General features: G+C 65.8%; 25 protein-coding genes and 1 pseudogene. 14 read left to right on the top strand and 12 right to left on the bottom strand.

What is annotated here, in order from left to right:
- Positions 1-151: 151 nt before the first annotated feature.
- Both oadA and EV691_RS20405 read right to left on the bottom strand, forming a co-directional pair.
- Positions 152-1,951 (bottom strand): sodium-extruding oxaloacetate decarboxylase subunit alpha, encoded by a 1,800-nt coding sequence (gene oadA, locus EV691_RS20410; protein WP_131300356.1) that lies wholly within the window; start codon positions 1,949-1,951, stop codon positions 152-154.
- A gap of 48 nt (positions 1,952-1,999) precedes the next feature.
- Positions 2,000-3,415: an acetyl-CoA carboxylase biotin carboxylase subunit gene (locus tag EV691_RS20405; RefSeq protein WP_131300358.1), complete on the bottom strand. Its 1,416-nt coding sequence runs from the start codon at positions 3,413-3,415 to the stop codon at positions 2,000-2,002.
- Positions 3,416-3,623: 208 nt separating this feature from the next.
- On the opposite strand from EV691_RS20405, the gene EV691_RS20400 reads away from it, so the two are divergent.
- Positions 3,624-4,586 carry a LysR family transcriptional regulator gene (locus tag EV691_RS20400; protein ID WP_165496588.1) on the top strand — a complete coding sequence of 321 codons (963 nt, stop codon included), beginning with the start codon at positions 3,624-3,626 and terminating at the stop codon, positions 4,584-4,586.
- Here the strand turns inward: EV691_RS20400 and EV691_RS20395 are convergent.
- Positions 4,528-4,752, bottom strand: coding sequence for a PA3496 family putative envelope integrity protein (locus EV691_RS20395; protein WP_131300360.1), 225 nt, complete (start codon positions 4,750-4,752; stop codon positions 4,528-4,530). The genes EV691_RS20400 and EV691_RS20395 overlap by 59 nt on opposite strands.
- Positions 4,753-4,856: 104 nt before the next feature.
- Entirely contained in the window at positions 4,857-5,723 is an 867-nt protein-coding gene (hexR, locus tag EV691_RS20390) for a transcriptional regulator HexR (protein ID WP_039800963.1), read from the bottom strand.
- Between the two features lie 120 nt (positions 5,724-5,843).
- Here hexR and zwf point away from each other — a divergent pair, with 120 nt between their 5' ends.
- The 4 genes and pseudogenes from zwf (at position 5,844) to EV691_RS20370 (ending at position 10,832) form a co-directional block, all read left to right on the top strand.
- The gene (zwf, locus tag EV691_RS20385; RefSeq protein WP_242672605.1) at positions 5,844-7,268 is read left to right on the top strand and encodes a glucose-6-phosphate dehydrogenase; all 1,425 of its coding nucleotides are present in this window, start codon (positions 5,844-5,846) and stop codon (positions 7,266-7,268) included.
- A 153-nt stretch (positions 7,269-7,421) separates the two neighbouring features.
- Positions 7,422-7,806 (top strand): annotated as a pseudogene (locus tag EV691_RS24205) (aspartate kinase); the annotation flags it as partial.
- A gap of 332 nt (positions 7,807-8,138) precedes the next feature.
- Positions 8,139-10,190, top strand: a complete 2,052-nt coding sequence (locus EV691_RS20375; RefSeq protein WP_165496589.1) for a M10 family metallopeptidase C-terminal domain-containing protein — start codon at positions 8,139-8,141, stop codon at positions 10,188-10,190.
- Positions 10,191-10,301: 111 nt separating this feature from the next.
- Positions 10,302-10,832, top strand: a complete 531-nt coding sequence (locus EV691_RS20370) for a CDP-alcohol phosphatidyltransferase family protein (protein WP_131300365.1) — start codon at positions 10,302-10,304, stop codon at positions 10,830-10,832.
- Positions 10,833-10,968: 136 nt separating this feature from the next.
- On the opposite strand, the gene yihA is transcribed toward EV691_RS20370, so the two are convergent.
- Positions 10,969-11,619 (bottom strand): ribosome biogenesis GTP-binding protein YihA/YsxC, encoded by a 651-nt coding sequence (gene yihA, locus EV691_RS20365; RefSeq protein WP_131300367.1) that lies wholly within the window; start codon positions 11,617-11,619, stop codon positions 10,969-10,971.
- A 373-nt stretch (positions 11,620-11,992) separates the two neighbouring features.
- Between yihA and EV691_RS20360 the strand changes: the two genes are divergently transcribed.
- The 5 genes from EV691_RS20360 to EV691_RS20340 all read left to right on the top strand — a co-directional run bounded on the left by EV691_RS20360 (position 11,993) and on the right by EV691_RS20340 (position 16,993).
- Positions 11,993-12,625 carry a c-type cytochrome gene (locus EV691_RS20360; protein ID WP_131300369.1) on the top strand — a complete coding sequence of 211 codons (633 nt, stop codon included), beginning with the start codon at positions 11,993-11,995 and terminating at the stop codon, positions 12,623-12,625.
- A 150-nt stretch (positions 12,626-12,775) separates the two neighbouring features.
- The gene (locus EV691_RS20355) at positions 12,776-13,420 is read left to right on the top strand and encodes a thiol:disulfide interchange protein DsbA/DsbL (RefSeq protein WP_089166778.1); all 645 of its coding nucleotides are present in this window, start codon (positions 12,776-12,778) and stop codon (positions 13,418-13,420) included.
- An 18-nt stretch (positions 13,421-13,438) separates the two neighbouring features.
- The gene (locus EV691_RS20350; RefSeq protein ID WP_131255721.1) at positions 13,439-14,299 is read left to right on the top strand and encodes an endonuclease/exonuclease/phosphatase family protein; all 861 of its coding nucleotides are present in this window, start codon (positions 13,439-13,441) and stop codon (positions 14,297-14,299) included.
- A gap of 136 nt (positions 14,300-14,435) precedes the next feature.
- Entirely contained in the window at positions 14,436-15,212 is a 777-nt protein-coding gene (locus EV691_RS20345; protein ID WP_131300371.1) for an N-acetylmuramoyl-L-alanine amidase, read from the top strand.
- 50 nt (positions 15,213-15,262) lie between these two features.
- Positions 15,263-16,993, top strand: coding sequence for an EAL domain-containing protein (locus tag EV691_RS20340; protein WP_131300373.1), 1,731 nt, complete (start codon positions 15,263-15,265; stop codon positions 16,991-16,993).
- A 16-nt stretch (positions 16,994-17,009) separates the two neighbouring features.
- Here EV691_RS20340 and EV691_RS20335 read toward each other — a convergent pair whose 3' ends face one another.
- Entirely contained in the window at positions 17,010-17,564 is a 555-nt protein-coding gene (locus EV691_RS20335; RefSeq protein WP_207390248.1) for a Tll0287-like domain-containing protein, read from the bottom strand.
- A gap of 153 nt (positions 17,565-17,717) precedes the next feature.
- Between EV691_RS20335 and EV691_RS20330 the strand changes: the two genes are divergently transcribed.
- From EV691_RS20330 to EV691_RS20315, 4 genes are all read left to right on the top strand, one after another.
- Positions 17,718-18,152 (top strand): YeeE/YedE family protein, encoded by a 435-nt coding sequence (locus EV691_RS20330; RefSeq protein ID WP_131300376.1) that lies wholly within the window; start codon positions 17,718-17,720, stop codon positions 18,150-18,152.
- Between the two features lie 2 nt (positions 18,153-18,154).
- A complete protein-coding gene (locus tag EV691_RS20325; RefSeq protein ID WP_131300378.1) occupies positions 18,155-18,574 on the top strand; it encodes a YeeE/YedE family protein in 420 nt (139 codons plus the stop codon).
- Between the two features lie 20 nt (positions 18,575-18,594).
- On the top strand, positions 18,595-18,786 hold the full coding sequence (locus EV691_RS20320; RefSeq protein WP_131300380.1) for a YgaP family membrane protein: 192 nt from the start codon (positions 18,595-18,597) through the stop codon (positions 18,784-18,786).
- Positions 18,787-18,862: 76 nt separating this feature from the next.
- Positions 18,863-19,726, top strand: coding sequence for an MBL fold metallo-hydrolase (locus EV691_RS20315; RefSeq protein ID WP_131300382.1), 864 nt, complete (start codon positions 18,863-18,865; stop codon positions 19,724-19,726).
- Between the two features lie 166 nt (positions 19,727-19,892).
- Here the strand turns inward: EV691_RS20315 and EV691_RS20310 are convergent, their stop codons facing one another.
- From EV691_RS20310 to EV691_RS20285, 6 genes are all read right to left on the bottom strand, one after another.
- Positions 19,893-20,423 carry an acyloxyacyl hydrolase gene (locus tag EV691_RS20310; protein ID WP_039800935.1) on the bottom strand — a complete coding sequence of 177 codons (531 nt, stop codon included), beginning with the start codon at positions 20,421-20,423 and terminating at the stop codon, positions 19,893-19,895.
- 218 nt (positions 20,424-20,641) lie between these two features.
- Entirely contained in the window at positions 20,642-20,842 is a 201-nt protein-coding gene (locus tag EV691_RS20305; protein ID WP_131300384.1) for a hypothetical protein, read from the bottom strand.
- Between the two features lie 351 nt (positions 20,843-21,193).
- Entirely contained in the window at positions 21,194-21,496 is a 303-nt protein-coding gene (locus EV691_RS20300; protein ID WP_227028777.1) for an I78 family peptidase inhibitor, read from the bottom strand.
- A 106-nt stretch (positions 21,497-21,602) separates the two neighbouring features.
- On the bottom strand, positions 21,603-24,737 hold the full coding sequence (locus EV691_RS20295) for an efflux RND transporter permease subunit (RefSeq protein WP_131300386.1): 3,135 nt from the start codon (positions 24,735-24,737) through the stop codon (positions 21,603-21,605).
- A gap of 24 nt (positions 24,738-24,761) precedes the next feature.
- Positions 24,762-25,898, bottom strand: a complete 1,137-nt coding sequence (locus EV691_RS20290) for an efflux RND transporter periplasmic adaptor subunit (RefSeq protein WP_131300388.1) — start codon at positions 25,896-25,898, stop codon at positions 24,762-24,764.
- A gap of 186 nt (positions 25,899-26,084) precedes the next feature.
- Positions 26,085-26,424 (bottom strand): IS66 family transposase (locus EV691_RS20285; RefSeq protein WP_131837563.1); only part of this gene is annotated, 340 nt, incomplete at its 5' end.

The following is a 26,424-nucleotide window of genomic DNA, read 5'->3' as shown; positions in this document are numbered from 1 at the left end:
CTCGAACGCTACAAGACGCAGCTCAATCCATTGATTTGCTTGAGGGAGGCGCTAGGGCGAGTAGCTATGCAACAACTAACTCAGACATAGCCAAAAAAAAAGGGAGTCTCTCGACTCCCCAAACCGCCTTTCAAACTTTAAAAACTGGAACTCAGCCGTCGATCTCCACCAGCAGTTCGCCGGGGTTGACGCGGTCGCCCTTGGCGACGTGGATGGCCTTGACCGTGCCGCCGATCGGCGCCTGCACTTCGGTCTCCATCTTCATGGCCTCGGTGATCAGGATCGGCTGGCCGGCCTTGACCGTGTCGCCCTCCTTGACCAGGACGTCGACGATGTTGCCCGGCATGCTGGTGCTGACATCGCCCGGTGCGCCGGCCTGCTTGCGCTTGCCGGAGCCGCCGGCGATGAACTCGTTGAGCGGCTCGAACACCACTTCTTCCGGCATGCCGTCGATGGACAGGTAGAAGTGGCGCTTGCCTTCGCCCTTGATGCCGACGCCGGTGATGTCCACCCGGTAGGTTTCACCGTGCACGTCGATGAGGAATTCGGTGGGCACGCCTTCGCTGGCCGGGCCGGCGCCTGCGGTGGGGATCGGCAGCAGGGCTTCGGGCACCAGGGTGCCGGCCTTGCGCTCCTCGAGGAACTTGCGGCCGATGTCGGGGAACATGGCGTAGGTCAGCACGTCCTCCTCGTTGCGCGCCAGCTCGCCGATCTCCGCGCGCAGCTTGGTCATTTCCGGCTTGAGCAGGTCGGCCGGGCGCACGTCGATGACTTCCTCGGTGCCGATCGCCTGGAAGCGCAGGTGCTCGTTGACCTTGCCCGGCGCCTTGCCGTAGCGGCCCTGCAGGTAGAGCTTCACCTCGTTGGTGATGGTCTTGTAGCGCTCGCCGGCGAGCACGTTGAACACCGCCTGGGTGCCGACGATCTGCGAGGTCGGGGTGACCAGCGGCGGGAAGCCGAGGTCCTCGCGCACGCGCGGAATTTCGGCGAACACTTCGTTGATGCGGTGCAGGGCGCCCTGCTCCTTCAGCTGGTTGGCCAGGTTGGACATCATGCCGCCCGGCACCTGGTTGACCTGCACGCGAGTATCGACCGCGGTGAACTCGCTTTCGAACTGGTGGTAGCGCTTGCGCACGCCGTAGAAGTACAGGCCGATCTCCTGCAGCAGCTCGAGGTCCAGGCCGGTGTCGTACTCGCTGCCGCGCAGGGCGGCGACCATCGACTCGGTGCCGGGGTGGCTGGTGCCCCAGGCGAAGCTGGAGATGGCGGTGTCGATGTGGTCGGCGCCGGCTTCGATGGCCTTGAGCTGGCACATCGCGCCGAGGCCCGCGGTATCGTGGGAGTGGATGAACACCGGCAGGTCGATCTCGGCCTTCAGCGCCTTGACCAGCTCGGCGGTGGCGTAGGGGGTCAAGAGGCCGGCCATGTCCTTGATGGCCAGGGAGTCGACGCCCTTCTCCTGCATGCGCCTGCCCAGCTCGACGAAGGATTCGACGGTGTGCACCGGGCTGGTGGTGTAGCAGATGGTGCCTTGGGCGTGCTTGCCGGCGGCCTTGACCGCCTCGATGGCCACGCGCAGGTTGCGCACGTCGTTCATCGCATCGAAGATGCGGAACACGTCGATGCCGTTGACCGCCGCCTTGGCGACGAAGGCCTTGACCACGTCGTCGCTATAGTGGCGGTAGCCGAGCAGGTTCTGCCCGCGCAGGAGCATCTGCAGGCGGGTGTTCGGCAGCGCGGCGCGCAGCTGGCGCAGGCGCTCCCAGGGGTCTTCCTTGAGGAAGCGGATGCAGGAATCGAAGGTGGCGCCGCCCCAGACTTCCAGCGACCAGTAGCCGACCTTGTCCAGCTTGTCGCAGATCGGCAGCATGTCCTCGAGGCGCATGCGGGTGGCGATCAGCGACTGGTGGGCGTCACGCAGGATGGTGTCGGTGACCGTGATCTTCTTCATTCGTCAGTTCCTCTTGAGCCTGCAGCCGGACAGCCGGGCTGGTGTTCGTCAGAGCCCGGCATGGGCGGCGATGGCGGCGGCGATGGCGATGGCCAGCTCGCCAGGCCTGCGCTTGATCGAGTAGTCGAGCAGTTCCGGGTGTTCGTCGACGAAGCTGGTGTTGAACTGCCCGCTGCGGAAATCCGGATTGCCGAGAATCTGCTGGTAGTAGGGCGCGGTGGTCTTCACCCCCTGCACGCGCATGTCGTCCAGGGCGCGCAGGCCGCGGGCCAGCGCCTCTTCCCAGGTCAGCGCCCAGACGATCAGCTTCAGGCACATCGAGTCGTAGTACGGCGGGATGGTGTAGCCGGTGTAGATCGCAGTGTCGGTACGCACGCCGGGACCGCCGGGGGCGTAGTAGCGGGTGATCTTGCCGAAACTGGGCAGGAAGTTGTTCTTCGGGTCCTCGGCGTTGATGCGGAACTGCAGGGCATAGCCGCGGTGCTGGATATCCTTCTGCTCGATGGAGAGCGGCAGGCCCGAGGCGACGCGGATCTGTTCGCGGACGATGTCGATGCCGGTGATTTCCTCGGTGATGGTGTGCTCCACCTGGACCCGGGTGTTCATCTCCATGAAGTACACCTCGCCCTCGGCGAGCAGGAACTCCACGGTGCCGGCGTTCTCGTAGCCCACCGCCCTGGCCGCGCGCACCGCCAGGTCGCCGATGTAGGCGCGCTGTTCGGGGGTCAGCTGGGGACTCGGGGCGATCTCGATCAGCTTCTGGTTGCGGCGCTGGATCGAGCAGTCGCGCTCGAACAGGTGCACGGTGTTGCCGAAGGAATCGGCGAGGATCTGCGCCTCGATGTGCTTCGGGTTGACGATGCACTTCTCGAGAAAGACTTCCGCACTGCCGAAGGCCTTGGTCGCCTCGGAGATCACCCGCGGGTAGGCGTGCTCCAGCTCGGAGACGCTGTTGCAGCGGCGGATGCCGCGACCGCCGCCGCCGGAGGTGGCCTTGAGCATCACCGGGTAGCCGATCCGCTCGGCCTCGCGCAGCGCCTCGGCGAGGTCGGCGACGTTGCCTTCGGTGCCGGGGGTGCAGGGCACACCGGCGGCGATCATGCTGCGCCGCGCCTCGGTCTTGTCGCCCATCCGGCGGATCACGTCCGCGCTCGGGCCGATGAACTTGATCCCGCGCTGGGCGCAGATTTCCGCCAGTTCGGCGTTCTCCGAGAGGAAGCCGTAGCCCGGGTGCAGGGCGTCGCAGCCGGTCTCCACCGCCAGGTTGACCAGCTTGCGCGGGTTCAGGTAGCCGGCCAGCGGGTCCTCGCCGATGAAATACGCCTCGTCGGCCCGCTTGACGTGCAGAGCATGGCGGTCGGCTTCGGAGAAGATGGCCACCGAGCGGATGCCCATCTCGGCGCAGGCGCGCACGATGCGGACGGCGATCTCGCCACGGTTGGCAATGAGGATTTTTCTTATCACGGAGGTCTCCCTCGGCTGAACTGGCCAACTCGGACGGTCAGTCGGCAGGTGTGCTAACCCTAGGCCGAGGGATCGATTAAGAAAAATGAATATTTGTTAGGTTAAGCATAAACTACAACTTATAGCTGCACGGATAGCCCCCTATTCAGCCGGTGACTTTTCCTGCCGGAAGCCGCGCCGTGCGCCCCTTTCCCTTGCCGAGGCCCCCATGCGCAAATCCCTGATGCGCCTGACCCTGCGCCAGTTGCGGGTGTTCCGCGCCGTGTGCGAAAGCCGCTCGTACAGCCGCGCCGCCGAGGAGATGGCGCTGACCCAGCCGGCAGTCAGCCTGCAGATCCGCCAGCTGGAGGAACTGGTCGGCCAGCCGCTGTTCGAGTACGTGGCCAAGAAGCTCTACCTGACGCCGGCCGCCGAGGCGCTGCTGAAAACCAGCGAGGACATCTTCGGCCACCTGGAAAGCCTCGACATGCAGCTGTCGGACCTGCAGGGCTCGCTGCAGGGCCAGCTCAACCTGGCGGTGGAGTCCAGCGCCAAGTACCTGGTGCCGCACCTGTTCGCCGCCTTCCGCGCCCAGCACCCGGAGGTCAGCCTGCAGCTGGTGGTGGTCAATCACGCCCAGGCGGTGCGCCGCCTATCGATGAGCCGCGACGACCTGCTGATCATGTCGCAGGTACCCACCGAGCTGGCGTTGAACTTCTATCCCTTCCTCAACAATCCGATCGTCGCCGTGGCCCCGCCCGGGCACCCGCTGTGCGCGCGGCGGGGCCTGCGCCTACAGGATCTGACGGACTTTCCGCTGCTGCTGCGCGAGCCCGGCTCCGGCACCCGCCGCGCCGGCGAGGAGTACTGCCACCAGAAGCGTGCGCACTTCGCCGAGACGCTGGAGATCGGCTCGACCGAGGCGCAGCTGCAGGCGGTGATCGCCGGCCTCGGCCTGGCCCTGCTGCCGCGCCATGCGGCGAGCCTGGAACTGGCCACCGGCCAGCTCTGCGAGCTGCCGGTGGAGGAGCTGCCGCTGTACCACAGCTGGTGCCTGGTGCACACCGAGGGCAAGCGGCTGAGTCCGGTGGCGCGGGCGTTCGAGACGTTCATCCGCGCCGAACGCGCGCAGATCAGCGCGCTGGCCGAGCGTTTCGCCGCAAAACCGCCGGCGGCACAGACAGCAGGCTGACCGCCAGCAGCTCCGGATAGTCGTCCAGCTCGTGCTGCAGCTGGCGCTGCTCGTCGTAGCGTTCGATGGCCCGGCGAAAGTGCATGCGCCGCTCGTCCAGCCGCTTGCGGCGGGCCTTGGTGTCGAGGGGAGAGGGGTAGTAGGCGTCTTCCGTGTGGCGAGGCATGGGAGGCTCCCGACAGGGGGTTGGAGCCCTCAGGATTGCCGGCGGCCGGTGACGCTTTCACGGCAGGCGGATGACACTGTCGTGATCCGTGACTGCCGGCTGCGTCAGTCCTCCACCGTCCGCACCGCCTTGGGCGACAGGCGCAGGCTGCGCAGGCTGCGCTTGACACTCTTCAGGTGGTTGACCAGGTCCGGCCCGCGGGCCATCGCCACGCCCATGGCCAGCACGTCGATCACCACCAGGTGGGCGATGCGCGAGGTCAGCGGAGTGTAGACCTCGGTGTCCTCGTGCACGTCGATCGCCACGTTGATGTTGGCCAGCTCGGCCAGCGGCGTCTGTCCGGGGCACAGGGTGATCAGGGTGGCACCGGTTTCGCGGACCAGGTTGGCGGTGATCAAGAGATCCTTGGAGCGTCCCGACTGGGAGATGCAGATCGCCACGTCTCCGGCCTTGAGGGTCACCGCCGACATCGCCTGCATGTGCGGATCGGAATAGGCGGCGGCGGTGAGCAGCAGGCGGAAGAACTTGTGCTGGGCATCGACGGCCACCGCGCCGGAGGCGCCGAAGCCGTAGAACTCGATGCGCGGGGCCAGGGCGATGGCGTCGATGGCACGCTGCAGCGCTTCGGGATCGAGCCGCTCGCGCACCTCCATCAGGGTATGCAGGGTGGTATCGAAGATCTTCAGGCTGAAATCGACGACCGAATCGTTCTCGTGGATGGCGAACTGGCCGAAACTGGCGCCGGCCGCCAGGCTCTGCGCCAGCTTCAGCTTCAGGTCCTGGAAGCCGGTACAGCCGATGGCCCGGCAGAAGCGCACGATGGTCGGCTCGCTGACCCCGACCTCCTGGGCCAGGCTGGCCATCGAGCTGTGCATCGCCGCCGCCGGATCGAGGAGTACATGATCGGCCACCTTGAGTTCCGACTTGCGCAACAGGGCGCGCGATTGGGCAATATGCTGCAAGAGATTCACAGGGGCTGAACTCGGTTATGATCGGGAATCGGGCTGTAGTGCGCCTGTAGTTATACTACATGACAGGCGCCCAGCCCATAGCCAAACGCGTTGGAGGCTGCTGTGACCCTTCCCTGCGACATGCTGGTTTTCGGCGGCACCGGCGACCTGGCGCTGCACAAGCTGCTGCCGGCGCTCTACCACCTGCACCGCGACCGGCGGCTGCCGGCCGACATGCGCATCCTCGCCCTGGCGCGCAAGCCGCTGAGCCGCGACGCCTATCGCGCCCTGGCCGAACGCCATTGCCGGGCCCATGTGCCGCGGGCGAATTTCGACACCGCCACCTGGCAGGGCTTCGCCGAACGGATCGACTATTTCGCCATGGACGCCAGCCAGAGCGCCGGCTACGGTCGCCTGGCCCGGCACCTGGGCGACAGCTGCCAGCACGGGCGCATCTACTACCTGGCCACCGCTCCCAGCCTGTTCGAGGACATCGCCGCGCACCTGGCCAACGCCGGCCTGGCCGGCAACGACACGCGCATCGTGCTGGAAAAGCCCATCGGCCATTCGCTGGAGTCGGCGCTGGCGATCAACCAGGCCATCGGCCGGGTGTTCCAGGAGTCCCAGGTCTTCCGCATCGACCACTACCTGGGCAAGGAAACCGTGCAGAACCTGATGGCGCTGCGCTTCGCCAACGCCCTGTTCGAGCCGGTCTGGCGTGCCGGCCACATCGAGCACGTGCAGATCAGTGTCTGCGAAACCCTCGGCGTGGAAAACCGCGGCAACTATTACGACCAGGCTGGGGCGATGCGCGACATGCTGCAGAACCACCTGCTGCAGCTGCTCTGCCTGGTCGCCATGGAGGCGCCGGTGCGCTTCGACGCCGAGGCGGTGCGCAACGAGAAGGTGAAGATCCTCGAGGCGCTGAAACCCATTGTCGGTTTCGACGTGAAGGACCGCACGGTGCGCGGCCAGTACGCCGCCGGGAAGATCGGCGGGCAGGAGGTGCCGGCCTACTACTTCGAGAAAAATGTTGACAACGACAGCGACACCGAAACCTTCGTCGCGGTGCATGCCGAGATCGACAACTGGCGCTGGGCCGGCGTGCCCTTCTACCTGCGCACCGGCAAGCGCCTGGCGAAGAAGAGCTCGGAGATCGTCATCCAGTTCAAGCCGGTGCCGCACCGGCTGTTCCAGGACGGCCAGGCCAACCGCCTGCTGATCCGTCTGCAGCCGGAGGAGTCGATCAGCCTGCAGCTGATGGCCAAGAGCCCGGGCAAGGGCATGTCCCTGGCACCGGTCGAGCTGGACCTCAACCTGGCCCACGCCTTTCGCCAGAAGCGCCGCTGGGATGCCTACGAACGCCTGCTGCTGGACGTGGTGGAGGGCGACTCCACCCTGTTCATGCGCCGCGACGAGGTGGAGGCCGCCTGGCGCTGGGTCGACCCGATCATCGGCGGCTGGCACGCCTACTACCAGCGGCCGCGCCCCTACCCCGCCGGCTCCTGGGGGCCGGAGCAGGCGCACAGCCTGCTCGAACAGCAGGGGCGCCACTGGCACGATTGAGCGCCGCGCCCGGCTCGCCCGCGGCGGCGGCGGCGGCGGCGTGATACTCTTCGCCGCACCACCTTCCTGCGCACGCTCCGCCGCCCGGAGTCGCCGCACCCACGACGCCAAACTGAAGCAACGATGCATACCGTAGAAAAGATCGGCGGGCATGATCAGGAGATGCTCGGCGACCTCGGCTACGACATCGAGATCAGCAAGCTGCTCAAGCTGTACGTGGTCAACAAGGACTCCGACATCAACAGCATCACCTACTACGTCACCGGCTCGCGGAAGCTGATCAACCGCGCCACCAAGCTGATCGAGGAGCGCTACCCGGCACAACGTCGCCATCGTCTCGGCGATCGGCTCCAACCTCAAGGTCAAGGGCATCCTCGCCCGCACCGCCACCGCGCTGGCCGAGGCCGGCATCAGCATCCAGGCACTGCACCAGTCGATCCGCCAGGGGAAGAAGGAGGAGGACTACGCCGCCGCGGTGGCCGCCCTGCACCGCGCGCTGATCGAGCCGGAGAACCACGGCGACGTGATCGCCGCCTGACCGGCGGGCGGATCGCCGTCACCGCTGCGCGCCGGCGAACGACCGGCGCGCGGCATGTCTCGCACCCACGTACCGTGGTGCTTACACACCGGCAACGGCTTGTCCAGACCGTTGGTCGCGCGTGTTCGAATATCCGACCGATGGCCGGCTTCGACGGGGGGGCGACTAAAATTGAAGAGGTGAAAAAGTGTATCTGACCTTGGTCAGAAAGCGAGTTCATCATGCCCACCCCCACTGGTTCAACCGTTAACAGCCCAGTTCCCTTGTCCGGCAGTCTGGCTATCGACAGCCTGGTATGCGGGACCAAATGGGGCGGCCCACTCGGAACAAGCGTGGAGCTGTCTTACAGTTTTCTTTCCTTCGAAAATTCGTATTACGTGACATCGTATTCAGATAACAATGAATACCAAAACGTTTTCGAGCTAACGGCCAATCAACAGGTGGCCGCTACCAAGGCGCTGGGCGCCTGGGCTGCCGTTGCCAACATCAAGTTTGCGCTGACCTTCGATTCGTTCAGCAATACCGGCGATCTGCGCTTCGGTGGTTATGCTGATATGCCGGAAGATTCTTTTGCCTTTGCCTATCTGCCGGGCGATGCGCCACGGTCCGGCGATATCTGGATCGGCCCGGGAATTTCGGATAACCCCACGGCCGGGACTCTCAACTATCGCACCCTTCTGCACGAGATCGGCCACGCCATAGGCCTGAAACATCCGTTCGAAAGTCCGAGCGTGCTGCCTGAGGCGTACGATGACGCACGCTATACGGTGATGAGTTACAATCATCTGACATACTCGTTCAAGCCCACGACCCCCATGCTGTTCGACATCGCGGCCATTCAATATCTGTATGGCGCGAACATGCAATGGCACACCGGGAACGACGTCTACCAGTGGGGCGCCAGCCAGCAGATCTTCGAAACCATCTGGGATGCGGGCGGCGTCGATACCCTGAGTGCCGCCAACCGCACCCAGGCAGTCAGTCTCAACCTCAACCCAGGCACCTTCAGCTCCATCGGCGCCGTCGCCAATATGGCCATTGCCTTTGGGGCGCAGATCGAGAATGCGACGGGTTCGGCTTACGCTGATACCTTGACAGGCAATGCGTTGGCGAATGTGCTCAACGGCGGCGCCGGTGCCGATCGGCTGATCGGCGGTAACGGCTCCGATATCTACTACGTTGACAACGCGGGCGACGTCGTCAGCGAAACCAATGCCGTGGTTGGGGTTGGCGGCACGGATACCGTCTACAGCTCCCTTGCCACGTACTCCCTCGGCGCCAACCTCGAGAATCTGCGCCTCCTCGCCGGCGGTGCGGCCAGCGGCACCGGCAACGCCCTCAACAACCAGATCTTTGCCGGGGCCGGCAACAATGGCCTGAACGGCGGCGCTGGCAGCGATACCGTCTCCTACGCCTATGCTGGCCGCGCAGTGATCGCCAGCCTGGCGACGACGGCCGCACAAGCCACCGGCGGCTCGGGCAGCGACACCCTGCTGAATTTCGAGAACCTCACGGGCAGTGCCTACAACGACCGGCTGACCGGCAATGCCCTGGTCAACGTGATCAACGGCGGCGGCGGCGCGGACGCGATGATCGGTGGTAACGGCTCCGATATCTACTACGTTGACAACGCGGGCGACGTCGTCAGCGAAACCAATGCCGTGGTTGGGGTTGGCGGCACGGATACCGTCTACAGCTCCCTTGCCACGTACTCCCTCGGCGCCAACCTCGAGAGTCTGCGCCTCCTCGCCGGCGGTGCGGCCAGCGGCACCGGCAACGCCCTCAACAACCAGATCTTTGCCGGGGCCGGCAACAATGGCCTGAACGGCGGCGCCGGCAGCGATACGGCCTCCTACGCCTATGCTGGCCGCGCAGTGATCGCCAGCCTGGCGACGACGGTCGCGCAAGCCACCGGCGGTTCGGGCCGCGACACCCTGCTGAATTTCGAGAACCTCACGGGCAGCAACTACAACGACACCCTGACCGGCAGTGCCGTCGCCAACACGCTCAACGGCGGCGCCGGCAACGACCTGCTGATCGGCGGCCTCGGTGTCGACCGATTGAACGGGGGGACGGGGGCGGATCGTTTCGACTTCAATGCCTTGACCGAGATGGGCCTGGCTGCGCTGCGCGACGTGATCGGCGATTTCAAGACCAGCGAGGGCGACAAGCTGGACCTGTCGACCCTGGACGGCAATGCGGCAACCGCTGCCAACGAGGCCTTCAGCTTCATCGGCTCGGCGGCCTTCGCCAGCAACGTCACCGGGCAGCTGCGCTTCGCCGGCAACGTGCTGTACGGCAGCACCGATGCCGACACGGCGGCCGAGTTCGAGATCCAGTTGGCGGGCGTGACCACCCTGAGCGTGGCCGACCTGATTGCGTGAGTGCGCGCCCTCCGGCGGCAGGGCATCGGCAACGTGCGCCAGGCCCTGCCGCCGGCGCACGCACGCGGCTAAGATGGGTTTCCACGGACAGCCCCGGCACCGGAACCCGCCATGCCCTCGATCTACCAGCTCAAGCCCCGCTTCCAGAACCTGCTGCGCCCGCGGGTGCAGCGCCTGCACGGGCGCGGGGTCACCGCCAACCAGGTGACCCTCGCCGCCGCTGGCGTCTCCGTGCTGCCCGGCGCGCTGGTCGCCGCCTTCGCCGCGCACGCTTGGCTGTTCGCCCTGATCCCGCTGTGGATGTTCCTGCGCATGGCGCTCAACGCCATCGACGGCATGCTCGCCCGCGAGTTCGGCCAGCAATCCGTCCTCGGCGCCTACCTCAACGAGCTGTGCGACGTCATTGCCGACAGCGCCCTGTTCCTGCCCTTCGCCCTGCTGCCCGGCATCACCCCGCTGGGGGTGATCGTCGAATATGCCGGCGCGATGGGCCCGCTGGTCGGCGCCGGCGTCGCCACAGGACTGCTGCCCAGCGCCTGGCTCGACGGCCTGCTGCTGATCGGCGCACTGCTGCTGTGGACCTTGGCCAACCGCGTGCGCCAGGGCATCGCCGAGGCCGCGCGCCAGCCCCCTTCCGCCTGAGCCGCGTCCCCATCGCCGCAAGGAGCAAGCCGATGAACGACATCCCGATCCCGCCGGCTCCTGGGGGCCGGAGCAGGCGCACAGCCTGCTCGAACAGCAGGGCCACGCCTGGCACGGGTGAAGGGGTCTGTCGGGCTCAGGCCCCGGCATCCGCCTCGCCCTCACCCTCGCCGACCAGCCCCAGCCAGTGCGCCAGCACGCTGTGGGCCTCCTCGATCCCCTGGCGCTTGGGTGCCGAGAACAGCTGGATGCTCACCCCCTCGCCCCAGCCCTGCCGGATGTCCTGGCGGACCTTGAGCAGGGCGTTCTTCGCCGCGCCGAAGGCCAGCTTGTCGGCCTTGGTCAGCAGGATGTGCATGGGCATGCCACTGGCGCCGGCCCAGTCGAGCATCATCCGGTCGAAGTCGGTCAGCGGGTGGCGGATGTCCATCAGCAGGACCACCCCGGCCAGGCTGCGGCGGCTGCCCAGGTAGGCCTCCAGGTGGTGCTGCCAGTGCTGCTTGAGGGGGATCGGCACCTTGGCATAGCCGTAGCCGGGCAGGTCGACCAGGCGGCGCTCGTCGTCGAGACGGAAGAAGTTCAGCAACTGGGTGCGCCCCGGCGTCTTCGAGGTGCGCGCGAGACTGGCGTGGGTCAGGGTGTTCAGCGCACTGGACTTGCCGGCATTGGAGCGCCCGGCGAAGGCGACCTCGCGGCCGTCGTCGGCGGGACACTGGTCGACCCGGGCGGCGCTGAGCATGAAGGCAGCCTGCTGGCACAGACCGAGAATGGGATTCTTGAAGGACATCGGGGGAGTTCCGCTGGGCTGGCGCACACAGGCTGCGGCGCCATGTCGTTTCCGTTTCGGAGTCATGAGTATATAATGCCGCGGATTTTGTGTGCGCTTTGCCCCTGTCCCTGGGTAAGTGTTCACGGGAACGGTTTAAGACTGACCGTACGTTGCCGCACGGTGCTTGTTCCCTGCGGAAGGCCTGCTCAGAAGCCTGTTGCCCGCCGCGGTCGTGATGCTGCCCCTTGACTGCCAGCTGCCCAGTCGACTCTGGCTCTGCAGGCGCGCATGGATGCATGGACAGCCACGCCGAAGCCGCCGGGAACTTCCCTGAAGCCGGACTCATCGGCCGACAACAACACTTTTCTTGAGCCGTGATTTGGATTAGCTGATGAACAAAGCACTCGTGACTCTGCTGTTAACCCTGGGAATCTCCGGCCTCGCCCATGCCGCGGGCGACGCTGCAGCCGGCCAGGGCAAGGCAGCCATATGCGGCGCCTGCCACGGCCCGGACGGCAACAGCCCGGCACCGAACTTCCCGAAACTGGCCGGCCAGGGCGAGCGCTATCTGCTCAAGCAGATGCAGGACATCAAGGCCGGCTCGAAGCCGGGCGCTGCCGAGGGCAGCGGCCGCAAGGTGCTGGAAATGACCGGCATGCTCGACAACCTCGGCGACCAGGACCTGGCCGACATCGCTGCCTACTTCGCCGCGCAGAAGATGAGCGTCGGCGCCGCCGACCCGCAACTGGTCGAGACCGGCGAGGCCCTCTACCGCGGCGGCAAGCTGGCCGACGGCATGCCGGCCTGCACCGGCTGCCATTCGCCCAACGGCGAGGGCAACGATCCGGCCGCCTACCCGAAACTGGGCGGCCAGCACGCGCAGTACGTGTCCAAGCAGCTCACCGACTTCCGCGAAGGCGCGCGCACCAACGACGGCGACAGCATGATCATGCGTACCATTGCCGCCAAACTGAGCAACAAGGATATCGCCGCGATCTCCAGCTACATCCAGGGCCTGCACTGAGTACGGCTCAGCGGCGTTGAAAAAAGGGCGGCAGATGGCCGCCCTTTTTCATTGGTCCTCCCTTTACAATAGGTCCATCCGCTTCGCCCCTCCGGAGCGAACACCGGCTCGTACCGGGAGCCCCACCAGCAATGCAAGGAGTCGTAACGCATGCGTAAACTGATTCTCGGCGCCGTTCTCGCCAGTGCCAGCCTGTTCGCCCTGACTGCCCAGGCGGAATCGCTCGCGCCCGCCGACATCAAGGCCGGCAAGCAGTATGTCGAGCTGCCCACCCACGTACCGGTGGCGCAGCCGGGCAAGATCGAGGTCGTGGAGCTGTTCTGGTATGGCTGCCCGCATTGCTACCAGTTCGAGCCGAGCATCAACGCCTGGGCCAGCAAGCTGCCGGAAGACGTGAGTTTCCGGCGCGTTCCGGCCCTGTTCGGCGGCTTGTGGAACGTCCATGGCCAGCTGTTCATCACCCTGGAGTCGATGAACGTCGAGCCGAAGGTCCACGCCGCAATCTTCGAGGCTATCCACAAGGACGGCAAGAAACTGGCGACGCCCGAGGAAATGGCCGAGTTCCTCGCCGCCCAGGGTGTCGACAAGGATGCCTTCCTCAAGGCCTACGGCTCCTTCAACGTGAAGGCCCAGATGGAGAAGGCGAAGAAGCTGGCGATCGCCTATCAGATCTCCGGCGTCCCGGTGATGATCGTCAACGGCAAGTACCGCTTCGACCTGGGCAGCGCCGGCGGCCCGCAGAACACCCTGCAGGTAGCCGACTACCTGATCGACCAGGAACGCACCGCCCAGTGACGACGGGCAGGAGGAGCCATGCTGCGTCGACGCACGGTTGAACGCCTGGCCGCGGCACGCCAGCCGCGGACCAACCCGCACTGCCGCGACGCGAGCGGGCTGCCCTGCGACGGCCGGCTGCGCCTGCTGAGCTTCAACATCCAGGTCGGCATCCGCACCGAGAGTTACCGGCACTACCTGACCCGCAGCTGGCAGCACCTGCTGCCGCATGCCGGGCGCGCGGTGAACCTGCAGCGGATCGGCGACCTGCTCGCCGATTTCGACCTGGTGGCCCTGCAGGAAGTCGATGGCGGCAGTCTGCGCTCCGACTATGTCAACCAGGTGGAGCACCTCGCCCAGCTCGGCAACTTCCCCTACTGGTACCAGCAGCTCAACCGCAACCTCGGCCCGCTGGCCCAGCACAGCAACGGCCTGCTCAGCCGCCTGCAGCCCACCGAGCTGGAGGATCACCCGCTGCCCGGTCCACCGGGACGCGGCGCCATCCTCCTGCGCTTCGGCGCGGGACGCGAGGCCCTGGCGGTGGTGATGATGCATCTGGCCCTCGGCGCGCGGACCCGCACCCGCCAGCTCGCCTACATCCGCGAACTGGTCGGCGACTACCGCCATCTGGTACTGATGGGCGACATGAACACCCATGCCCGCGAACTGCTGGAGCATTCGCCGCTGCGCGACCTCGGCCTGCTCGCCCCGCAGATCGAGGCCACCTTTCCCAGCTGGCGTCCGCAGCGCTGCATCGACCACATCCTGCTCAGCCCCGGCCTGGCCCTGGAGCGCGTGCAGGTACTGCGCCAGCCGATCTCCGACCACCTGCCGGTGGCGGTGGAGGTCCGCCTGCCCGAACACCTCGGGCGCAACACCCTGCCACAGCCCCGCCCCTGAACGGGAACAGACTGCCGGCCGAACGCACCTGACAAACGCAGTGGATCGCCACGTCTTTGCGATACTTCACTGGTGCGCACGGTCGATCTGCCGGAACCTGCCGTCCCCCGAACCTTGTCGGACACACCCGAACCTCATGAGACCTCTCGCCCTCGCCCTGATCCTCGCCCTGCTGGCCGGCTGCGCCGCCGGACCGCGGATCGACACCCGCTACAGCGCGCGCAGCCAGGACAGCCGCGTCCAGTACATCATCCTGCACTACACCTCGGAGGACTTGCCGGGCTCGCTGCGCCAGCTCATCCAGGGTGAAGTCAGCAGCCACTATCTGATCGACGCCAAGCCCGCGACCATCTACCGTTTGGTTGAAGAAGACCGTCGCGCCTGGCATGCCGGAGACAGCCAGTGGCGCGGCAGGACCTGGCTGAACGCCAGCAGCATCGGCATCGAACTGGTCAATCCCGGCTATCTGGACACCCCCAACGGGCGCCTCTGGTACCCCTATCCGCCGGAACAGATCGACGCGCTGATCGTCCTGCTCAAGGACATCGTCAAGCGCCACGGGCTGGGACCGGAGGCGATCATCGGCCACAGCGACATCGCCCCGCTGCGCAAGGTCGATCCGGGCCCGCTGTTTCCCTGGAGGCGCCTGGCCGAGGCCGGGCTGCTCGTCTGGCCGGATGCGCGCCGGGTGGCCGAGCTGCAGAAACGCTATGCCGCTCGCCTGCCGGATGTCGCCTGGTTCCAGGAACAGCTGATTCGGCATGGCTATGCCATGGAACGACACGGCGTGCTCGACGTCGAAACGCGGCGGGTCATCGCCGCCTTCCAGATGAAATACCGTCCGGCCCGCTTCGACGGTGAGCCGGACGCTGAAACCGCCGCCCTGCTGGCCGCCCTGAACGAAACGGGGTAAGGAAGACACTCGGCCGGCGTCAGACCTGAAAGGATCTCGGGAACGCTGACATGCCACACGCCCTGCTGCAACTGTGCCGATCCCTCTACCGGCCCTGGCCGATGGCCCTGCTTGCGGCCCTGGCCGGCACCTTCCTGCTGGCGTTCCTCGGCCTGGGGCTGGCGCTCTCCCAGGCGCAGGAGGCGCAGCGCGAAGACCTGGAAAACCGCGGCGAACGCCTCCTGCTGCGCCTCGAGCAGATTCTCGGGCAGTTGCGCCAGGGGCTCGCCGGCCTGGAATTGCAGCCCCTGCGCCATTGCGATCCGGCCTTGGTGGAAAACCTGCGGCAGGTCAGCTTCGAGCACCGCTTCATCCACGAGGCCAGCTTCGCTGCCGACGGGCAGCTCTGCTCCAGCCGGCCGCGGCATGCCTCTGCGGAGCCGGCGCGACCGGCGGACTTCCACAGCCGGGGTCTGGACTACTGGCTGACCACCACGCACGTCGCCGACGAAGATCCGGCGCCCCTGATGGTCGCCCAGGCCTCCTTCCGGGTGTCCAGCTTCCGCGGCCACCTGCTCGATGCACTCGACCCGTCGGACGGCCTCGGCGTCTACCTGATCCCTCGCGGCAGTACCCAGGCCCTGCCGATCGTCGCCACGACACCGCCCCTGACGCTACTGCCCGGCACGGCGGACAGCGCCGCGCTGCAGCTGCTCGACGGGCAGCCGTTCTACGCGCTGCCGGGCGGCAACCCGGACTACCGGCTGGCCCTGCTGGCCCCGCGCGCCAGGCTGCTCGAGCGCATCCGCGAGCACTGGGAACGCCTGCTTCCCGCCATCCTGCTGCTGGCCCTGCTGGGCGGCGGCGCGACCTTCTGGCTGGTACGCCGGCGCCTGTCGCTCCACGGGGCGCTGCAGGGCGCCCTGCGGCGTCAGGAGCTGCAGGTCCATTACCAGCCGATCTTCCACCTCGCCAGCCGCCGCTGCATCGGCGCCGAAGCCCTGATGCGCTGGCAGCGCCCGGACGGCAGCCTGACCAGTCCCGAGCTGTTCATCCCGCTGGCCGAGTCGACCGGGCAGATCCGCGCCATTACCGACTTTCTCCTCCGGGAAGTGCTGGAACAGCTCGGCGACCTGCTGCGCAACCATCCCGAACTGTACATCTCGATCAACCTGTCCGCCTGCGACGTCAGCACGCCGCGGATCGGCCCGCTGACCGAGGGCCTGCTCGCCAGGCACGGGGTCAGGCCCGAACAGATCGCCTTCGAGGTGACCGAACGCGGACTGATCGATCTGCAGGCGGCCAGCCAGAACCTCGCCGAGCTGCGTGCCCGCGGCCACCGGGTGCTGATCGACGACTTCGGCACCGGCTATTCCAGCCTGGCCTACCTGCAGACGCTGCCAGTAGACTGCCTGAAGATCGACAAGGCATTCGTCGACGCCCTCGGTGCCGATGCCGCCAGCAGCGGCGTTGCGCCCCACATCGTGCGGATGGCCCGGGCACTGCGCCTCAAGGTGATCGCCGAGGGCATCGAACACGAGGATCAGGCGCGCCTGCTCGACAGCGAGGGCGCCGACTACGGCCAGGGCTGGCTGTTCGCCGGCCCGCTGAGCGCGCACGCCTTTCGCGCACTGATCGGCGAGGCCCTGCCCGGCGCCCCGGCAGAATCCTTTCCGCCCCGTCGGCGGCAGCCGGCCCCGGGCGGGAGCGGCACGGCAGGCGCCGCACCCGTCCCGAGGCCACGTTCGGAAGCGCCGGTTCGCGCTCCAGGCGACTGGCATCCCGCCCCCGGCAGGCACTGATGCGGCGTCTCGCCGCTCAGGGCGCCATCCCGCCGAGGGGGCGGCGCAGGGTGAAGGCGCCGCGCAGTTCGCCGAGGGCGAAGCCGCGCGCCTGGTCCTGCGGGTAACGCGCGTCCAGGGTGGCGAGCAGGGCCTTGTCGATGTTCTTGCCATGACAGGCCAGGCAGGGTTCGCCCGTGGGGATGGCCTGCATGTAGCGATATTCGCCGTCGACCACTTCGCCATGGCTCAGCCCGGCGACCGGCTGTCCTGCCGCGGCGGCCGCCGCGAAGCGCTCCAGCACCTGACGCTCCCAGGCATCCGGGCGGTTGGCCGGATTGCGTACCTTGAGCGCGGTGCGTCCGACGCGCCAGGGTTCCCGACTATGCTGTTCGGCGATGGCCGGCGCCAGACTCTGGCAGGCCTGCACCGCGTTCTGCGGCCCACCGTCGGCCAGCGCCTGCCTGACGGTGTCCTGCAGCGCCTGGGCGAAGGGCGGTATCAGGGCGCGCGCCTCGGCCTCGAGCCCTTGCGGCTCGGCAAGCGACAGTCCGCTGGCGAGCAGCAGGGTCAGAGTAACGGGAAAACGCATGGCCACCTCCACATTGTGCTGGCAGGGAGCCTTGAAGGATAAACGACGGATTGGCCCGGCTCCCGAAGACCCTTCCGTCCATGCTTGAAAACAGTTTATTAATAAATATATTGTCTGTCAGCATAATCAAACGACCCACGGAGGAACGCCAGGATGGTCATCGACTGGGCGCACTTCACCCCTTGGACAGCATTGGCCGGCGGCGCGCTGATCGGCCTCGCGGCCAGCCTGTTCGTGGTGCTGAACGGGCGTATCGCCGGCATCAGCGGCCTGCTCGGCAGCCTGCTGCAGCGCGGCACCGACGGCCGCGACGAGAAGGCCCTGTTTCTGCTCGGGCTGCTGGCAGCGCCGCTGCTCTGGAGCCTGTTCGGCGCACTGCCGGAGATCGAGTTCCAGACCGGCTGGCCCGGTCTGGTGCTCGCCGGGCTGCTGGTCGGCCTCGGCACCCGCTATGGCTCCGGCTGCACCAGCGGGCATGGCGTCTGCGGGATCTCCCGCCTGTCGCCGCGCTCCCTGGTCGCCACCCTGGCCTTCATGGCCAGCGGTTTCGCCACGGTCTTCGTCCTGCGTCACCTGTGGGGAGGCTGAACATGCGCAGACTGACTGCACTGCTCGCCGGACTGATCTTCGGCCTCGGCCTGCTGCTGGCCGGCATGAGCAATCCGGCCAAGGTACTCGGTTTTCTCGACCTGGGCGGCGCCTGGGATCCCTCGCTGGCGCTGGTGATGGCCAGCGCCATCGGCGTCGCCCTGCTGCCCTTCACCTGGGCCAGGCGCCAGCAGCGCTCGCTGCTGGATGCGCCCATGCAACTGCCGCAGAAACGCGAACTGGACCGCCGACTGATCGGTGGCAGCCTGCTGTTCGGCATCGGCTGGGGCATCGCCGGCATCTGTCCGGGTCCGGCCCTCACCCTGCTGCTCGGCGGCTACTGGCAGAGCCTGCTCTTCGTGCTCGCCATGCTCGGCGGCATGTGGCTGTTCACCGCGCTGGAACGCCGGCGCACCCATTGATCGATTGACCGGAGATCACGATGAAACCCAACGTCGGTAGCCTCGACCGCGCCCTGCGCATCGCCGTCGGCCTGCTCCTGATCGGCCTGAGCCTGGCCGGCGTGATCGGCCCCTGGGGCTGGATCGGCCTGCTTCCGCTGGCCACCGCTCTCCTTCGCACCTGCCCGGCCTACACTGTGATGGGTATCACTACCTGCAAGAGCGGCAAGTAAGGCCCGCCCCGGGCGTTCTGCCGCCAGGCTGCATGACGATTTCCAGGGTACGGATTCCCTTGCCGAAGGACACCCCATGAACGCCCGTGTAGAAGCCTTCTTCGATCCCGCCACCAGCACCTACAGCTATGTGGTGAGCGATCCGTTCAGCCGCCAGTGCGCCCTGATCGATACCGTGCAGGACTACGAGCCGGCCTCGGGACACACTGACCATGCGTCCGCCGACCGCCTGATCGCCCATGTGCGCACCCTGGAGCTGGAGGTGCGCTGGATTCTGGAAACCCATGTGCATGCCGACCACCTGAGCGCCGCCGCCTATCTCAAGCGGCAGCTCGGCGGCAAGCTGGGCATCGGCGAGCGCATCACCGAAGTCCAGGAAACCTTCGGCACGCTGTTCAACGCCGGCGAGGAATTTGACCGCGACGGCAGCCAGTTCGACCATCTGTTCCGCGATGGCGAAGACTTCCAGATCGGCGGCATCCAGGCCCGCGCCCTCCACACCCCCGGACACACCCCGGCCTGCATGACCTACCTGATCGGCGACGCCGCCTTCGTCGGCGACACCCTGTTCATGCCCGACTACGGCACCGCCCGCTGCGATTTCCCCGGCGGGGACGCGCGCACCCTGTACCGCTCGATCCAGCGACTGTACCGGCTGCCCGACGAAACCCGGGTGTTCATGTGCCACGACTACAAGGCGCCAGGACGCACGGAGTTCCTCCACGAAACCTGCATGGGCGAGGAGCGCCGGCACAATGTCCACGCGCACCAAGGCATCGACGAGGAGGTGTTCGTGGCCATGCGCAATGCAAAGGACGCGACCCTCGCCATGCCGGCCCTCATCCTTCCCGCGGTGCAGGTCAACATGCGCGCCGGCGAGCTGCCGCCGACCGAAGACAACGGCATCCGCTACCTAAGAATTCCGCTGAACGTGCTCTGAAGCCTGCCAGAGCCTTGGGGTTCAAGGAGCAGGCCGCCCGAAGTACCCCCGAGCTGGCGCATGAGCCTGCCGGCCCTCGGCAGGGGAAAGCCGGGCAAGGGGGCCGGAGGCAGGGAGCGGCGGTCTCGAACTCCGCAGAGGCACGGGGCTCGAGCACCACGCCGGATCAGAAGGCGTGGCTGTAATAGGCCGAGAAGGACTCGATACCGTCGTTGGGCTGCTTGATGCCGGCGTTGGAGTAGTGAATCGCCCGAACACCGATCTTCTGGCCGCCCGCGAACTTGATACCGGCGCCGATGCGGTCCTCGAAGTTGAAGGAGGAACCCAGCTGCTGCTCGCCCACGCGGGTCTTCGAGAAGAAGGCGACACCGACGCCGAGCTCGACGAACGGGGTAACGCCGAAGCCGCTGAACTCGTAGGTGAACACCGGGCTGAACGACAGCGAGTGTGCACCCGAGTAGTTGTCGTTGCCGGAACCGCCTTCCCAGTAGGTATAGCCGGCATCCCAGTAACCCGTCACATGGCCCAGGTCACTCTTCCACCATTGCTTGTCCCAGGGCAGGCCCAGGCTGAGGCGATAGGTCATATCGCTCTGGCTGGTGACGCCGATCGCGGCGCCCACCTCGACAGCTTGTGCCGCCCCCGCCGATCCCAGAAGCAGAACGGCTACTGCGGGCAATGACAGATACTTTCGCATCGAAACATCCTCTATTTTGTTAGCAAGTACGATTATGCAGAGCTCTTGGACAATCCGGGCCTGCCTGGCCGGACAACAGCCGGCCAGGCAGGCGGGCAGAACGAGTCTTGCAGAAAAGGCACGCGAGCATTGTGCGCGAAGACCACAGCCAATGCGGCGGCGGGAGTTTCGCATGACAATGTCCCAAGCTTGAATACTTATTCTCTCCAGTCAGCTCCTCACGGAGTGGCTAGAGCTTTTTTGTATTTCTGGTATTTATCCGGAGACAAGCTGCTCCGTCCCAGCATGTCCTGGGCGAACGCCTTGATCTCGGCCTCCGAATAGGGCTCACGGTCAATCTTGGGCGGCGATCCACAGCCGCTCAACAGGCACGGAAGCAAGGCAAGCGCCATCCATAACGGAACGACCACCGGAGTCATAGGTTTAACCTGCAAAGGACGTGGTTGGATTCCCGCACCCGGCCGACACGCCACGGCTTCATCCTTATCCAAAGGGGACAGGAAGGGAGCCGGGGCTTCTGCACTGACGCATCGAAGACCGGGAGTATGAAAAGCACAGGGGATTCTAGAAGTCGTCCGGAGGGTAAAAAAACCAGGGATTCCAAAAAGTATCGTTACTTCATCCGCAACAATATATTGATGATTTCCTTACAATGCCCTGAATTCATGTAAGGAATGTCTGCTTTGCGCCAGTCCCTCGCAATGATGAGCGACACCGCCCCGCCGGCCAGAACCGAACACGGGGCGGGCGCTGACGGGACGGAGTTCCGCTCAGCCGCAGTGGATCTGCCTGATCACCAGGCGCTCGTCGATATCCAGATTCAGGCGCCTGGAATTGTAGTCCAGCGTTACGCTGTCCTGAGGGCTGATGACGCGTGCCGTCTGCGCCCCGGCGCGTTGACGGGCCTCCTCGAGCAGGGCCGGGCTGGCGGTCTGGCCCACCAGGCCTTGCACCAAGCTGGCGTCGCAGCCCCGGCTTGCAGCCGGTACAGGTTCGGACTTGTCGGCGGAACTGCAGCCGGCCAGCAGCAGGACTGCGAAAAGGAGGCTGGAGGGGGCGTGTATTGAGATCATGTCTGCTCCTGGAACAATGCAAGCACGACAACCATATCACCCTTGACGCAGCATCCCGGTTGCCTGCGACGGATGTCACTCATGTCCTGCCGGAATGGCAGGCACCTCAGGAGGACTCTTCGCCGCTGGCGACCGTGCGGCTGTCCTCCTTGAACCAGGAGGACACCAGCACATAGAACAGCGGCACCCAGAAGATCGCCAGCACGGTGGCAGTGAACATGCCGCCGATCACCCCGGTACCTATCGCGTGCTGACTGCCGGCACCGGCGCCGCTGGAGATGGCCAGCGGCACGACGCCAAGGATGAATGCCAGGGAAGTCATGACGATCGGCCGCAGGCGCATGCGGCAGGCCTCGACCGCCGCATCGGACAGGTCCATGCCCTGCGCGTGCAGTTCCTTGGCGAACTCGACGATGAGGATCGCATTCTTCGCAGAGAGGCCGATGGTGGTGAGCAGACCCACCTGGAAGTAGACGTCATTGGACAGTCCGCGCAGGCTGGTGAACCAAAGTGCGCCGATGACCCCCAGCGGAACCACCAGCATCACCGAGAAGGGGATCGACCAGCTCTCGTAGAGGGCCGCCAGGCAGAGGAACACCACCAGCAGCGACAGCGCGTAGAGGGCCGGCGCCTGGGAGCCGGAGAGACGCTCCTCATAGGACAGCCCGGTCCAAGCGTAGCCGATACCCGGCGGCAGCTCCCCGACGATCCGCTCCACTTCGGCCATGGCATCGCCGGAGCTGTAGCCGGGCGCCGGCTCGCCGAGGATCTCCATCGCCGAAACGCCGTTGTAGCGCGCCAGCTTCGGCGGGCCATAGGTCCATTCGCCACTGGCAAAGGCGCTGAACGGCACCATCGCGCCAGCCGCGTTGCGCACGAACCACTTGCCGAGGTCTTCCGGACTCATGCGTGCCTCGGCCTTGCCCTGCAGATAGACCTTCTTCACCCGCCCCCGGTCGATGAAGTCGTTGACGTAGCGGGCACCCCAGGCAATGGAAACGCTGCTGTTGATGTCCGCCAGGGGCACGCCATAGGCCCGGGCCTGCTCGTCGTCGATCAGCAAGCGGTACTGTGGCTCGTCGCGCAGGCCGTTGGCGCGTACCCGGCTGAGCACCGGGCTCTCCGCGGCGCGGGCGAGCAACTGGTCGCGGGCCGCACCCAGCACCTCGTGGCCGGCGCCGGCGCGGTCCTGCAGGAAGATGTTGAAACCGCTGGCATTGCCCAGCTCCATCACCGCCGGCGGGGCGAAGGCGAAAGCCAGGGCGTCGCGGAACGTGGCGAAGCGCTGCTGGGCGCGTTGGGCGAGGGCGAACACGCTGTCCTCCTCTCCGGTTCGCTCGGCCCACGGCTTCAGTGCGATGAAGGCCAGGCCAGAGCTTTGGCCTCGGCCGGCGAAGTTGAAGCCGGTGACCGTGAAGACCGAGTTGACCAGATGGCCCTCCTCGATCAGCAGATAGTCACGCATTTCGTCCACCACCAGTTGGGTACGCTCGGCGCTGGAACCAGAAGGGGTCTGCACCTGGGCATAGAGCACGCCCTGATCCTCGTCGGGCAGGAAGGCGGTCGGTATGCGGGTGAACAGCCAGGCCATGAGGGCGACTATAGCCAAGTAGAGCAGTAGATAGGGCAGTTTGCGCCTGAGCACCAGCCTGACCCCCTGCTCGTAGCCCTGTACACTGCGCTCGAAGGTACGGTTGAACCAGCCGAAGAAGCCATGCTGCTGATGATGCTCTCCCCTGGCGACAGGCTTGAGCAGGGTCGCGCAGAGCGCCGGGGTGAAGATCAGCGCGACCAGCACCGACAGCGCCATGGCGGCGACGATGGTGATGGAGAACTGCCGGTAGATCACCCCGGTCGAACCTCCGAAGAAGGCCATGGGCACGAACACCGCGGACAGTACCAGGGCGATACCGACCAGGGCTCCCTGGATCTGCCCCATCGACTTGCGCGTGGCCTCCCGTGGCGGCAGGCCATCCTCGACCATGACCCGCTCGACGTTCTCCACCACCACGATGGCATCGTCGACCAGCAGACCGATGGCCAGCACCATGGCGAACATGGTCAGGGTATTGATGGTGAAGCCGAATGCAGCGAGCACGCCGAAGGTGCCGAGCAGCACCACCGGGACCGCCAGGGTCGGAATCAGCGTGGCGCGGAAGTTCTGCAGGAACAGGTACATCACCAGGAAGACCAGCACGATCGCCTCGCCGAGGGTCTTCACCACTCCCTCGATGGAGGCGGAGATCACCGGCGTGGTGTCGTAGGGGTAGACGACCTTCACCCCCAGAGGAAAGAAGGGCTCCAGCTCGGCGAGGGTATCCCGCACCGCCTGAGCCGTCTCCAGCGCATTGGCGCCGGTGGCGAGCTTGATCGCCATCCCCGCGGCAGGCCGACCGTTGTAGGTCGAGGTGATGCTGTAGTTCTCGCCGCCCAGGGCCACTTCGGCGACATCGCCCAGACGCACCTGCGAGCCGTCGCCGTTGACCTTGAGCAGGATGTCACGAAACTGCTCGGCGGTCTGCAGGCGGGTCTTGCCGATGATAGTGGCACTGAGCTGCTGGCCGGGCACGGCCGGAAGACCGCCGAACTGGCCAGAGGAAATCTGGACGTTCTGAGTCTCGACTGCATTGCGCACATCCACCGGAGACAACTGGAAGTTGTTCAGCCGGGCCGGATCCAGCCAGATGCGCATGGCATATTGCGAGCCGAAAACCTGGAAGTCGCCCACGCCCTTGGCCCGGGAAAGCGGGTCCTGGATGTTGGAAACGATATAGTTGGCCAGATCGTTGCGGTCCATGCTGCCATCCTCGGAGACGAAGCCGACGATCAAGAGGAAGTTTCGCACCGACTTGGTCACTCGGATGCCCTGCTGCTGCACTTCCTGCGGCAGCAGCGGGGTGGCCAGTTGTAGCTTGTTCTGGACCTGCACCTGGGCGATGTCCGGGTCGGCACCGGGCTCGAAGGTGACGGTGATGGTCATGCTGCCATCGGAGTTGCTGTCCGAGGTGATATAGCGGAGGTTGTCGATGCCATTGAGCTGCTGCTCGATCACCTGCACCACGGTATCCTGGACAGTCTGCGCCGAAGCGCCCGAATAAATCACGGAAATGCCCACTGCGGGTGGAGCGATGTTGGGATACTGATTGATCGGCAGAGCAAGGATGGACAGGCCACCAGCCAGCATGATCACCAGGGCAATCACCCAGGCGAAGATGGGCCGATCGATAAAGAATCTGGACATCGTGCTATCCCTTGCGCGAGCCTTCTAACCCGAAGGCAGCGGGGTCGCCTGGGTGTCTTGCCCGACATTGCTCGCCGGCACCGCCTTGACCTCGATACCCGGCCGAATGAACTGTAGACCCTCGGTGATCAGGCGGTCGCCCGGGATGAGTCCCTCGTCCACCAGCCAGCGGTTGCCAACGGCACGCTCGACCCTGAGCGTCCGCAGCTCGACCTTGTTCTGCGCATTGACCAGCATGGCCGTGGCCTCGCCCTTGGTGTTGCGGCTCACGCCTTGCTGGGGTGCGAGAATCGCCCCGCTCTTTAGTCCGCCGAATAGACGGGCATGGACGAACATGCCCGGCAGCAGCTCCCGGTCGGGATTGGGAAACACGGCGCGCAGGGTTACCGAGCCGGTGCTCTCGTCGACAGCGACCTCGGAGAACTCCAGCCGTCCCTCCTGGCCATATTCGCTGCCGTCCTCCAGTATCAGAGTCACTTTGGCCGTGTTATCTCCCACCCTCTCCAGACGACCACTGGCCAGATCGCGGCGCAGCGCGATCAGCTCACGCGCCGGCTGAATGACATCGACATAGATGGGGTCGAATTGGTGAATGGTCGCCATGATCTGAGCCTGGCCATTGCTGACCAGCGCCCCTTCGGTCACGGCAGAGCGGCCGATACGCCCAGAAATGGGAGCCAATACCTTGGTGTAGCGCAGGTCGATTCGAGCCTTTTCCAGGCTGGCCTCCGCCTGCAGGCTGGCTGCCTGCGCCTCGTCATAGGCCTGCTGGCTCACAGCCCGGCTCTTGACCAGTACGGCATAACGCTCCGCCAACGACCTGCTAGAGGCCAAGCCGGCCTCCGCCTCCTTGAGTGTTGCCTCATATATTGCCGCATCTATTTGATACAGCTGCTGTCCAGCCTTGACCTCGCTTCCTTCACTGAACAGGCGTTTCTGAATGATGCCATCGACTTGGGGGCGTACCTCCGCAATCCGATAGGCAGCAGTACGCCCCGGCAGCTCATGGGTCAGTACATAGGGCTGCGACTCGAGAGTGACGACGCCAACTTGAGGTGTCTGACGCGGTGGTGGTGGCAACTCCTGCTTACAGCCATTCAGCACAATCATAGCCAGAGCGATGATGGCTACTGCAGTAACAAGGGCTCGCGTCTTTGGCATCTGCAGAACCTCGTTTATGGGGATTCTGGCTGGTCCAGCTGTATTACAAGCGTAGATGTCGCATGCATAAGTGGATGAGCCCCCAGAAAAATAGGACACCGTCCTCAAGCGCCTGCCGGCAGCGAAAAGCGTCGAAGACGACGAAGGGCTGCTGCCGTGGAACTGCACTCCGTAAGCGGCTGGGCATTACACCTTGTCAGCAGGTTTCCAATTGTGCGGCAGCAGCTCGGTGAGCCCACTGGCCTTCTGCGTCGGCAGCCGGGTCAGCACATCTTTCAGGTAGGCATACGGATCATGGCCGTTCAACCGAGCTGACTGGATCAGCGTCATCAGCGCAGCCGCACGTTTGCCGCTGCGCAGCGAGCCGGCGAACAGCCAGTTCGCACGGCCGATGGCCCACGGGCGGATCTGGTTTTCGCACCCGTTGTTGTCGATGGCGACCATGCCGTCATCGAGATAGCGCACCAGGGCCGTCCAGCGCTTGAGGCTGTAGTCCAGCGCCTTGGCGATGGCCGTGCCTTCATGC

The organism is Azotobacter chroococcum, assembly GCF_004339665.1.
In the GTDB taxonomy this organism is placed as follows: domain Bacteria; phylum Pseudomonadota; class Gammaproteobacteria; order Pseudomonadales; family Pseudomonadaceae; genus Azotobacter; species Azotobacter chroococcum.
Note: the sequence above shows the minus strand (reverse complement) of the source record. Positions and strands in the feature narration are given on the sequence as shown.

Bases quoted from the DNA above. Each gene is read 5' to 3' on its own strand.
- oadA (WP_131300356.1), bottom strand. From the start codon at position 1,951: ATGAAGAAGATCACGGTCACCGACACCATCCTGCGTGACGCCCACCAG.
- EV691_RS20400 (WP_165496588.1), top strand. From the start codon at position 3,624: ATGCGCAAATCCCTGATGCGCCTGACCCTGCGCCAGTTGCGGGTGTTC.
- EV691_RS20395 (WP_131300360.1), bottom strand. From the start codon at position 4,752: ATGCCTCGCCACACGGAAGACGCCTACTACCCCTCTCCCCTCGACACC.
- zwf (WP_242672605.1), top strand. From the start codon at position 5,844: ATGCTGGTTTTCGGCGGCACCGGCGACCTGGCGCTGCACAAGCTGCTG.
- EV691_RS20370 (WP_131300365.1), top strand. From the start codon at position 10,302: ATGCCCTCGATCTACCAGCTCAAGCCCCGCTTCCAGAACCTGCTGCGC.
- yihA (WP_131300367.1), bottom strand. From the start codon at position 11,619: ATGTCCTTCAAGAATCCCATTCTCGGTCTGTGCCAGCAGGCTGCCTTC.
- EV691_RS20360 (WP_131300369.1), top strand. From the start codon at position 11,993: ATGAACAAAGCACTCGTGACTCTGCTGTTAACCCTGGGAATCTCCGGC.
- EV691_RS20355 (WP_089166778.1), top strand. From the start codon at position 12,776: ATGCGTAAACTGATTCTCGGCGCCGTTCTCGCCAGTGCCAGCCTGTTC.
- EV691_RS20350 (WP_131255721.1), top strand. From the start codon at position 13,439: ATGCTGCGTCGACGCACGGTTGAACGCCTGGCCGCGGCACGCCAGCCG.
- EV691_RS20345 (WP_131300371.1), top strand. From the start codon at position 14,436: ATGAGACCTCTCGCCCTCGCCCTGATCCTCGCCCTGCTGGCCGGCTGC.
- EV691_RS20340 (WP_131300373.1), top strand. From the start codon at position 15,263: ATGCCACACGCCCTGCTGCAACTGTGCCGATCCCTCTACCGGCCCTGG.
- EV691_RS20335 (WP_207390248.1), bottom strand. From the start codon at position 17,564: ATGCGTTTTCCCGTTACTCTGACCCTGCTGCTCGCCAGCGGACTGTCG.
- EV691_RS20330 (WP_131300376.1), top strand. From the start codon at position 17,718: ATGGTCATCGACTGGGCGCACTTCACCCCTTGGACAGCATTGGCCGGC.
- EV691_RS20325 (WP_131300378.1), top strand. From the start codon at position 18,155: ATGCGCAGACTGACTGCACTGCTCGCCGGACTGATCTTCGGCCTCGGC.
- EV691_RS20320 (WP_131300380.1), top strand. From the start codon at position 18,595: ATGAAACCCAACGTCGGTAGCCTCGACCGCGCCCTGCGCATCGCCGTC.
- EV691_RS20315 (WP_131300382.1), top strand. From the start codon at position 18,863: ATGAACGCCCGTGTAGAAGCCTTCTTCGATCCCGCCACCAGCACCTAC.
- EV691_RS20310 (WP_039800935.1), bottom strand. From the start codon at position 20,423: ATGCGAAAGTATCTGTCATTGCCCGCAGTAGCCGTTCTGCTTCTGGGA.
- EV691_RS20305 (WP_131300384.1), bottom strand. From the start codon at position 20,842: ATGACTCCGGTGGTCGTTCCGTTATGGATGGCGCTTGCCTTGCTTCCG.
- EV691_RS20300 (WP_227028777.1), bottom strand. From the start codon at position 21,496: ATGATCTCAATACACGCCCCCTCCAGCCTCCTTTTCGCAGTCCTGCTG.
- EV691_RS20295 (WP_131300386.1), bottom strand. From the start codon at position 24,737: ATGTCCAGATTCTTTATCGATCGGCCCATCTTCGCCTGGGTGATTGCC.
- EV691_RS20290 (WP_131300388.1), bottom strand. From the start codon at position 25,898: ATGCCAAAGACGCGAGCCCTTGTTACTGCAGTAGCCATCATCGCTCTG.